Annotated in this window: 10 protein-coding genes; 8 read left to right on the forward strand and 2 right to left on the reverse strand. The window is 59.0% G+C overall.

What is annotated here, in order from left to right:
• Together GY725_13590 and GY725_13595 are read left to right on the forward strand one after the other, a co-directional pair.
• On the forward strand, positions 1-237 hold a 237-nt coding region (locus GY725_13590), incomplete at its 5' end, for a hypothetical protein (GenBank protein MCP4005218.1).
• 397 nt (positions 238-634) lie between these two features.
• Positions 635-1897 carry a hypothetical protein gene (locus tag GY725_13595; GenBank protein ID MCP4005219.1) on the forward strand — a complete coding sequence of 421 codons (1263 nt, stop codon included), beginning with the start codon at positions 635-637 and terminating at the stop codon, positions 1895-1897.
• 71 nt (positions 1898-1968) lie between these two features.
• Here the strand turns inward: GY725_13595 and GY725_13600 are convergent, their stop codons facing one another.
• The gene (locus GY725_13600) at positions 1969-2619 is read right to left on the reverse strand and encodes a hypothetical protein (GenBank protein MCP4005220.1); all 651 of its coding nucleotides are present in this window, start codon (positions 2617-2619) and stop codon (positions 1969-1971) included.
• Positions 2620-3024: 405 nt separating this feature from the next.
• Between GY725_13600 and GY725_13605 the strand changes: the two genes are divergently transcribed.
• The 5 genes from GY725_13605 to GY725_13625 all read left to right on the forward strand — a co-directional run bounded on the left by GY725_13605 (position 3025) and on the right by GY725_13625 (position 7573).
• Positions 3025-3927, forward strand: coding sequence for a glycosyltransferase (locus tag GY725_13605; protein ID MCP4005221.1), 903 nt, complete (start codon positions 3025-3027; stop codon positions 3925-3927).
• A 69-nt stretch (positions 3928-3996) separates the two neighbouring features.
• The gene (locus GY725_13610; protein MCP4005222.1) at positions 3997-4809 is read left to right on the forward strand and encodes a class I SAM-dependent methyltransferase; all 813 of its coding nucleotides are present in this window, start codon (positions 3997-3999) and stop codon (positions 4807-4809) included.
• A gap of 174 nt (positions 4810-4983) precedes the next feature.
• Entirely contained in the window at positions 4984-6108 is a 1125-nt protein-coding gene (locus GY725_13615) for a hypothetical protein (protein MCP4005223.1), read from the forward strand.
• Between the two features lie 86 nt (positions 6109-6194).
• Positions 6195-6452 carry a glycosyltransferase family 2 protein gene (locus GY725_13620; protein MCP4005224.1) on the forward strand — a complete coding sequence of 86 codons (258 nt, stop codon included), beginning with the start codon at positions 6195-6197 and terminating at the stop codon, positions 6450-6452.
• Positions 6449-7573 (forward strand): glycosyltransferase, encoded by a 1125-nt coding sequence (locus GY725_13625; GenBank protein ID MCP4005225.1) that lies wholly within the window; start codon positions 6449-6451, stop codon positions 7571-7573. Before GY725_13620 ends, GY725_13625 begins: the two co-directional genes overlap by 4 nt.
• A 115-nt stretch (positions 7574-7688) precedes the next feature.
• Here the strand turns inward: GY725_13625 and GY725_13630 are convergent, their stop codons facing one another.
• Positions 7689-8591 (reverse strand): glycosyltransferase, encoded by a 903-nt coding sequence (locus GY725_13630; protein ID MCP4005226.1) that lies wholly within the window; start codon positions 8589-8591, stop codon positions 7689-7691.
• 616 nt (positions 8592-9207) lie between these two features.
• Here GY725_13630 and GY725_13635 point away from each other — a divergent pair.
• Positions 9208-9416, forward strand: a 209-nt coding sequence (locus GY725_13635; GenBank protein MCP4005227.1) for a polysaccharide pyruvyl transferase family protein, incomplete at its 3' end; no start/stop codon positions are given.

Genomic DNA, 9416 nt, shown 5'->3' on the forward strand with positions numbered 1-9416 from the left:
CATACCACGCTGCTCTATCTGGTGATCGGCCTGCTCTATTTCATGCTGACCACGACGACGCCGGGGATCACCAACACTCCGGGCCTGCAGGACTCGATCTGGGAAGAGCTGAACAAACTCCTGAAGCGGAACCTGAGCAAGCAGTCGCTGGCGAAGATCGGCTGGATCGCGACGTATTACGCGGCCTACAGCGTCGAGATCTGGCTGCTCGGCGTCTACGCATTCGACGAATGGTAGGCCTCGAGCTGGGCCGCGGAGCTGGCACCATGCCTGTCTCGGAGGGCAACAATGCCTCTTCCCTGGGGCGCCTACCGCGGTCGCACGCGCGACGAGCAGAAGACGATGGCCGACGTCCTGAAGCTCGAGGTTGCACCGGTCCGCAGCTTTCCACCGGGCACTGGAGTCCTTTGACCCAGTGGCCCTTCTACTTTGCATTCCGCCTTCTCGGCCCGCGGCTCTCGAGCGTCAGGCTCGTCACGATCGCGCTCTTTGCGCTCTTTCTTCTTGGCTACGCCTGCGCCACCGCCAGAAAATACTCGCCGGGCCTCTTCTTTCTCGGCATGGTGCTCCTCGGCCTGCAGAGCCACCTTTTCTTTTATTCGCGGATCGCGCTCTTCGCCATGCCCGTCGTCATTTGCGTCTACTGGCTGCTCTTTCTTTTGCGGCGCCTGGAGACCGCCGCTCCCAATCGCGCGCTGGGCCTGATCTTCATCTTCGCGGTGGTGTCGACTTTCGGCGTCAAAGCCGCCGCCCCGATTTATATCACACCGATCATATTTGGTTTTTCGTCGCGCACCGGATCGGCCAGGGAAGCCCGAAATCGACCGAGGTATGGCTCGGCATGGGTTTTCTTGTCATCCTGGGTTTGCTGGCGTTCTTCACCCGTGGCATTTGGCAGGAAAAGCTCGTCTATTCCGAGGTGCTGGCCAACAGCTTGCTGAACCCGCTCCTCAACGGAGCAGCGTTGTGGGTGGCGGGGGGGGATCCTCTGCGCTCTTCATATCTTCCTGACCGAGCCGCGGCGGTTCCTCGAAAGCCCCTACCGCGCCGCCCTCGTCGCGTTGATCATCGTCGGGCCGGCGTTACATGGCCTTTCCTCTACGCTCCGCTGCGCTACTACATCCCGTTCCTGCCGGCCTACCTTCTCCTGATTCTCGAGTGGCTCGACCTCCGCAGGTGGCGCCGGTCGATGCCGCGCCACCTGTCGTGGGCCGCGCGCCTGGGCTGTCCTCTCATCCTGATCTGGGGGATCTTCTCTCTGGCCCAAGGATTCAATCTCCAGGTACTGCAGAAGCATGGGATCATCGTGGGGAACGGACCGGGCCTTTCCGATTCTTTCATGGTCCACTGTGCCGCGCCGTTCGCTGCTGTTGTGGGCTTGGGGCTGTGGCTATTCCGGGGCGCGCTCTTCCCAGGCAAGCGCGTCGGCGCTTGCCGCGCCGTCGTGTTGCTTTTCTCCGCGATGCTCGACGTCTACGAGGTCGGCCGCTTCCTCGCCGCTCCGTCATACCGCTCGCGGGAGATCTCGGCGGAGCTGCGCCGGATCGTTCCGCGCCAGGCGGGCGTGGCAGGAGAGTGGGCGCCGTTCTTCGCTCTCGGCACGGATCTCAGGGTGCTCTACATGAACACTTGGATCAACGACCCGTCGCGACTCGCGAAGCTCAGACCGGATTATTTCCTCGACTGCGACACGGAGCTCATCGAACGCTTCGAGGGGGTCGAGCTCAAGCCGCCGGTCTTTGCCTCGAGCTACGCCGGGCGGAAGGTCAGGCTCCATCCCCTCGAGTACGAAGAAAAACGTCGGCCAGAGGGCGGCCTGGACGAAGCTTCCGAGAGCCGGAGCCGCCCGTCCTCGTCGCGAGCGCCGGCGGACGCGGTCTCGAGCTCCGCTCCTTGAGACACGGGGAGCAACACCGAGTCCCGGGGCAGGGGCCCCAAGGGGCCTCCTCGCGCTCGCGCTGCTCAAGCTCAACCGGCTTTTGGCCCCAGGTCGCCTTCGTCGTGAGGCGTTGGGTGTCCCCGTAGGAAATCGAAGACTCTGGACAAATAGAATCGCATTCTGCTGTGATAATACCCCCGGTTGGCATGAGGGAACGGCACCTCCGGCACCTCGACACCCAAGAACTCACACAGGTCCGCCCAGCCGCCGCGGCTAGCCCAATCCACGACCAGAAGAGACCGTGGCCGATCCTGGAAATATTCCACCACTTGCTCGTTGTGCTCGACATAGCGCGCCAGTAGTTGCTCCTCGGTGACGTCGGGGAAGGGCAAGCCATAGAGCGTGCGGCGGATCTCATTGAGCTCTTCGGACCCTCTGCCTTCGATCCTCAGCATATTGCTATAACTTCGTAGCCATCGCTGCGGCTCTCTCACGGTCAAGATGAACCTGCTTCCCGGGAACGCCTCGTCCATTTCCCTATACAGAATGATCCAAGGCCAGTCCTCGAAGCTCTCTTTTTCTTCGGCTACTTCAACCACCCGGCTCAGGTCACCTCGGGCAATGTCTTTGACCAGATCGAGCCGCTGGCTTTGGTGACGGAAGCCCAGTTCTCTGAAACACTTGCACAGTGTCGTGGTGCCGGTTTTCGCCCACCCGATGCCGAAAACCTTACTTTTCATAGCCATACGGAGTCGGTTGTGGTGCTCGCCACACCAGAAAGAAGGCCGTCATTCCCCACCAATGCGGCCCCAGGACGAGAAGCCGCCTTCGAGCTCCCACGCTCATCGACCACGCCTCACGTCGCGGATCGGGATTCGGCAAGACGGTTTCCCCATGTCGTTCGATCTTCCGCCGTGGTCCGTGCGGACCGCGCCCCTCGCCTCCGTTCCGTCCGTCCGTTCCCTCCTGGCGGCCGTGTTGGTCTGCAGGGCGGCCGTCCTCGAGTCCCCCATGCTGATGGGAAAGGCCATCGGGATAGTGTAATGTGTTGTCCGTCAACCAGATCAGGGCGGTCTGCCTGCTCATTGTACGCCCTGCCTGCGCATTGTACGCGATTCGCTGTCGATCCATAGAAGAGGTGGTGAGTGTCCAAGCAGCGCATCTCGGTCATCATCCCGACGTTCAATCGCCCATCGGCCCTCGAGCACTGCCTCCGGTCCCTGGCCGTATCGGACTACCCTCATGACCGGTTCGAGATCATCGTCGTCGACGACGGGAGTGATCCCCCGGCCGCCGCGAGTGTGCCTGGCCGACTGACCGTGCGCCTCCTGCACGAAGCCAACGCGGGCCCGAGTGCTGCCCGCAATGCCGGGGCCAACCTGGCGAGTGGCGATCTCCTGGCATTCACCGACGACGACTGCGAGATCGATCCGGGTTGGCTGTCCGCGCTGGCCACGGAGGCGGTATCCGCTCCCGGATGCCTGCTGGGAGGACGCACGCTCAACGGCCTCCCTGCCAATCCGTACGCCGAAGCGAGCAGCGCGATCATCGACATCGTCTACCGGCACTACAACGCCGACCCCGAGAACGCACTCTTCTTCGCCTCCAACAACATGGCGATCCCCGCCGACGGATACGACGCCATCGGTGGATTCGCCGAGTCCTTTCGAGTCTCCGAGGACCGGGAGATCTGCGATTGGTGGCGGGCGTCTGGTCGGCGCTTGCGCTATGCACCAGACGCCGTTGTCCACCACAAGCATGCCATGGACCTTTCCGGATACCTCGCCCTCTACTTCAGCTATGGGCGCGGCGCCTGTCGGTACCACAAGGAGCGAAGGCGCCGAGGGTCGGGTACGCCCTGGTCAGAGGTGACCCCCCATCGCGACATCGGGAATTGGCTGCTCAGGCCACTGTCGCAGCAGCACGGTCTCGCCCGGGTCCGACTGCTCTCGCTTCTGGGGTGTTGGCAGATCGCCAACGCCCTCGGGTACGCATGGGAGGGACTGGCAGGCCAGGACCAACGGAGCAACCGCCGAGCCGGCGCGTGATCCGAGGTCAGGCGACCCGGAGTCCGTGTCGCTGTGTCATTCAGCATTGATTATAAAAGGAGAATGGTGATGAGCATTTCGCAATCTAATGATGTAGAAAGGACTTTGCAAAAACCGGACATTCATCAACAATGGGAGAGTTCCTATCGAACTGCAGAAAATGAGACCTTTTTTGAAGAGGCTTTCGACTATATAACGAGCGTTCTAGGCACCCAAAATAACGGCACATTTTTGGATGCCGGATGTGGCACCGCCGCTCATTCCGTTCGTTTAGCAGAACGTGGATTCGTCGTCTTAGCGATTGATTTTTCTGAGAGTATATTGAAAACAGCGGACCTAAACCTCCAATCTAGCGCCCCGAGAGACAACATTCGGCTACAACGTGAAAATATCCTTTCGCTTTCTTTTCCTGCTGGAACGTTCGACTACATTCTATGCTGGGGTGTGCTTATGCATATAGTAGATGTCGAAAAGGCGATATCAGAACTTGATCGTGTTCTAAAACACGGAGGCTTTCTTGTAATTAGTGAAGCAAACATGTTTTCGATTGAATCAATATTCATGAGAAGTTTAAAGCTCCTGCTAGGAAAAGAAAAGGTAACAGTGAAAAAAGCGGCGGCCGGTTTAGAATACTGGGAATTAACTCCCTCTGGAAAATTGCTGTCACGCCAGGCTAACATCGGGTGGCTAAAGAAAAAGTTAAAAAGTAGGGGATTTACTGTCAGTAAACATGTGTCAGGCCAATTCACAGAGATTTACACAAGGTTCTCCTCTCGACTGCTTAGAAAATTCATACATGGTTTTAATCACCTGTGGTTCAAATACGCAAAGATTCCATACTTCGCCTTCGGGAACGTATTAATTCTTCAAAAACAAATATGATGTTCTTTTCTGTCTCCTTACTTCATAGAGTCAAGGCAAGATCGGCTAGCAAATCAATGCACCTGACCGCCTTTCGCTACGCTTCAAGCGGCAGGTGAATTCCAGCGTTACGTAGACGGTATGATCGCGAAAGCTTCACAGGTACGAAAATGGGGGCTCTCCTGTAAAGTGCCCATGTTGAAACTAACCATGGCCTTGATGGTTGTACTTGCCACAGCACGATTATCCTACGAATTTTGGCGCCTACTTTTCGATTCCGGACCTAGGGGAGCGGTTGATCTGAGAGTAATATCCTCTTTTGTCGCTGAATGGTTTTCGGGTCAGCCATTTACAGGCACATATCCTCCGGCATCCTATATTCTGTTGTGGCCATTTCTAGGCTGGATTCCATTTCCCATGCTTCGCTTTGTTTGGGCAGTAAGCGTCGTTTTCATGTTGTGTTGGCTGATTTGCCAGTTGGAAAGAGCATCGCGGATTAAAACTGGATTCGAAAAGGCTTGGTTCAGGTTTTTTCTCCTTTCCAACTATGCAACAGCGGTGGTCATAGGAAATGGCCAGCTGGCGATTCATTTATGCCCCGTTTTACTCGCCGGAATATTATTGCTACATGGTAAAAAAGTTTCGTGGGGAAAAGAGGCGGGGGCTTCTATTCTGTTACTGTTCGCGATGATAAAACCGAGTCTCTCGGTTCCATTTTTCTGGGTCGTCCTTTTTTCCTGCGGTTCTTTTCGGGTAGTGCTTGGGTGTGTCGGTGCCTACATCGGGCTTAGTTTTGCCGCAATAACTTTCCGAGCGGAGAATATCAATACGATAATCCAAACGTGGTCGGTTACCACATCAGATATCGATTTGGGGTATGCTAATATTCATAAATGGAGTCATGTATTGGATATGGGGCAATGGAGCATGGTCTTTTCTGTTTTATTGCTATTGCTAGCCGGTATTTGGATTTTTTGGAGACGGCATGCCGATATTTGGATTTTGCTCGGTATAGCAGCGATTATTTCTCGAATTTGGACTTATCATCAGCTCTATGACGACCTTCTCATTCTACTGCCTGTCGTTGCCTTATTTCGAATCAGTCAGAAAGATATCGCGAGGAAAAAAGGGCTCGATATCATCGCCGTGATACTAATAATCATTTCCTGGGCTTGTCTCATTGGTCCGGGATCATTACTTCGTCTCTCATTTCCGTTGGGAACGGTATTTAGAGCTGGCCAAACTCTAATTTGGTGCGGAATTTTGTGTTTTCTTCTCTACTGGGCAGAGAAAGAGCCGATCGTTGAAACTGGCACCTGACAGTGGACTGAACTCGGATTTTGAAAAGCAGTGCTCCTAGCGTCACACCGATGATGAACAACTCTAAACCGAGCGTCAAGATCGTCGTGCCGACATTTGATCGGCCGCGTGACCTCCCGCAGTGCCTCGGAGCCCTGGCCGATCTCGACGTGCCTCGGAACTGCTTCGAGGTGGTCGTGGTTGACGACGGCAGTTCCCCGCCGCTGGACCACGTGGTGGAAGCCCGGCACGATCACTTGGCCTTGCGCCTCATCCGGCAGCCGAACCGCGGGCCGGGAGCGGTCCGAAATGCGGGGGGCGGGAAAGCGGGCGAGCAGCCTGAGTCACAGGGCTCGAGGGCGTGAAGATCCTCCACGTCATCGACAGCTTCGGTCTATATGGCGCCGAGCGAGTGGTGCTGACACTCATGGAGGAGCACCGGCGGTCAGGACACCAGCCGATCCTGGGCAGCATCGGGTCTCCGGGCGCCGCCATGCCGGCGATCGAGGCGGAGGCATCCCGCCGTGGTCTGCGCGTCGAGGGCTTCCGAATGCTCGATGGTCCGAATCTCTCGGGAGCGCTCAGGATAGCGCATTTCGCGCGGGCAGAAGGCGTCGATCTCATCCATTCCCACGGTTACAAGGGCAACATCCTACTGGGCTTCCTGCCACGCCGGTGGCGCGGTGCGCCCATGATCTCCACGTTGCACGGTTGGCTTGGCGTCCGCCGATGGTCGTGGCTCCGGCTGTTCGAGGCGCTCGACGGGTTGTCCCTGCGGCGCCTCGACGCAGTCGTCGGCGTCGACCCCGGGATGTTCTCTCACCCGCGCCTGCGGAGGGTCTCGTGCCGGCGGCTCCTGGCCATACCCAACGGCGTGACGCCCGCTCCGCGAGAGGCGCTTCCGGGCGATCCCGCGATCGCCCGTCTCCTCTCCTCCGGGCCCACGCTGGTGTCGCTCGGTCGGCTGTCGCCGGAGAAGGGATACTCGGTTCTCCTCGAGGCGCTGCGCCGGAGCATCGACCGGGACGCCGATCTCCGACTCGTTGTCTTTGGCGAAGGCCCGGAGCGAGGCCGGCTCGACGCCGAGATCGAAACACTCGGCTTGAGCGAAAGGGTCCTGCTCGCAGGCTTCGCCCGGGAAGTCCGTTCGTACCTGTCCAGGTTCGACGGTTTCGTGCTCGCGTCGGTTACCGAGGGGTGGCCGATCAGCGTGCTGGAGGCCATGCAATCGGGTTTGCCGGTCGTCGCGACCGCGGTCGGCGGGGTCCCCGAGCAGCTCGCTGACGGCGAGGTGGGGATCCTGGTGGCGCCGGGCGATCCGAGCCGGCTCGCCGAGGCGCTATGTCGGCTCTACCATGACCCGGCACTGCGCGGGCGCCTGGCGGAGCAGGCAAAGGCACGGGTGGAGCGCAACTACACCAGCCGTCGGATGGCCAGCGCCTACGAGGCGCTCTATCGATCCCTGGGGCGCCGGAAGCTTTCGTAGGTCTCGACAAACGCTGATGGAACGGCAGCATGACGTCTTCCTGGGGCCAGAAACGGCTGCAGGAGCTCGCTCGGACGATAGGTCAGGGTCTCGCTCATGATCGATATGCCGTCGTCTAAGCGCTCACCTCAGCGGCCTCGCGGCGCAGCCTGCCCACGGAGCGGATCCTCAACAGAAGGTCGAGAAACTGCAGGAGGGACCAGAGGCGGTTCGCCCCAAACCGGCCGAAGGGGCCGTAGCGGGCACTGTATTTGGCGTACTCGAGCCAAAAGCTCAACTCGTAGAAGGCGCGCTCGAAGCGACCATGGATGCGGCGGCGGTCCAGGGCCTGGCGCTTGGCGACGATGTGGTTGCGGGCGCCGATCTCCAGTTTGTGCGGGTCGTGGCTCTGCGAGTTGGTAGTCAGACGGTAGAAATAGAGCGGTTGGTCGATGAAGACGGGCTTCGTCACCTCCTCGAGCTTGTAGCCGAGGTCCCGGTCTTCGGCATACAAGATCGTTTCGTCGAGTCCGCGGGTCCTGAAATAGCGGGACTTGCGGAAAGTCTTCAGGTGACTGATGAAACCAAACTCGAGGCTTGTCTTCGTCGGAGGGACCCCGCGACTCTCTCCCCCCCGGCAGCGGATCGGTGACCCATCCTCGCTGAAGCAGCAGTGCCGGGTATAGACCAGGCCCGTCTCCGGATTCTCGGCATAGGCATTCAGGACAGCGCCGGTCGCTTCCGCGTGGAGGGCGTCGTCAGCATCCAAGATGGCAACGATATCAGTCTCGGCGGCGGCGATGAGCTTCTTGAGGGTCGCGATGTACCCCAAGTTCGTCTCGTTGCGCAAGAGAGAGAGCTTCTCGCCGAGAAAAGGCTCGATGACTTCCATTGAGCTGTCGGTACTCGCATCGTCGGCGACGATGCATCGCCAGCTTCCGTCGTGCTGAGCCAGGACAGATCCCAAGCACTCCTCAAGATAGACCGCACAGTTGTAATTCGCGACGAGATAGGTGACCTGCTCCACGTTCCCTGTCATAGCCGAAGATCCTTCGCTGTCGCTGGAACGTCATGGGCCCTCCTTGGACCGCCCAGCGCAGATGATGCCAGAATCGGAGATCCATGGCAACACGGATTTGGACCCCAAATGCCTGAGATTTTGGCGCGAATGCGGAGAAACTTCCACCCTCCCTCGGCTCGCTGGAACAATGGCGCCTGGCATCCACCATAAGGCTATCCCCCTGTGTCAGGGTAGTTGTCGCCTCACCTGAGACCTTGATCAAGGGGGCAGGAGACGACTCGAATGAGACTGTTTCATGCATTGCTGTCGTGGCTGGGCGTGCCCGATCGTTGGGCTCGCTGGATAGTGCTGAGGGTGAGCCCGTCGGAGGGCTCGCTGGTCCGCGAGACGCGCCCACTCGGACCGACCAAGTCGGCGCCAGCACCGACCGGAGGGCTCGCTGGTCCGCGAGACGCGCCCACTCGGACCGGCCGGCGGTCCTCACTCGGGCGAAGGGCGTGCCGCCGAAGCTCGCGCAGATTCATGCGACAACTATCTTGACATCCACCGCTATGCTTGGCATCCACCACAGGCTATACTGTGGACGACGATCCGGCGGCACGCTGCGTCGGCCGCCGACAGCGGGAGCTGCGCAGTGAATCGCGTCTCTATTCCATCCTATCTGAAGTCCTTGGCTGCCAAGCCACTCTACTACATGCCCAACGGTGGCAACGCCGGAGATGCGCTCATCGCCCAGGCGACCTACCAGATGCTTGGGGATCATCAAATCGAGTACGAGATCGTCTCGCCGAGAGACGACTTGACCGATCAGGTCGTCGCTTATGGCGGTGGTGGCAATTTTAC

Source organism: bacterium, from assembly GCA_024226335.1.
GTDB lineage: Bacteria > Myxococcota_A > UBA9160 > SZUA-336 > SZUA-336 > JAAELY01.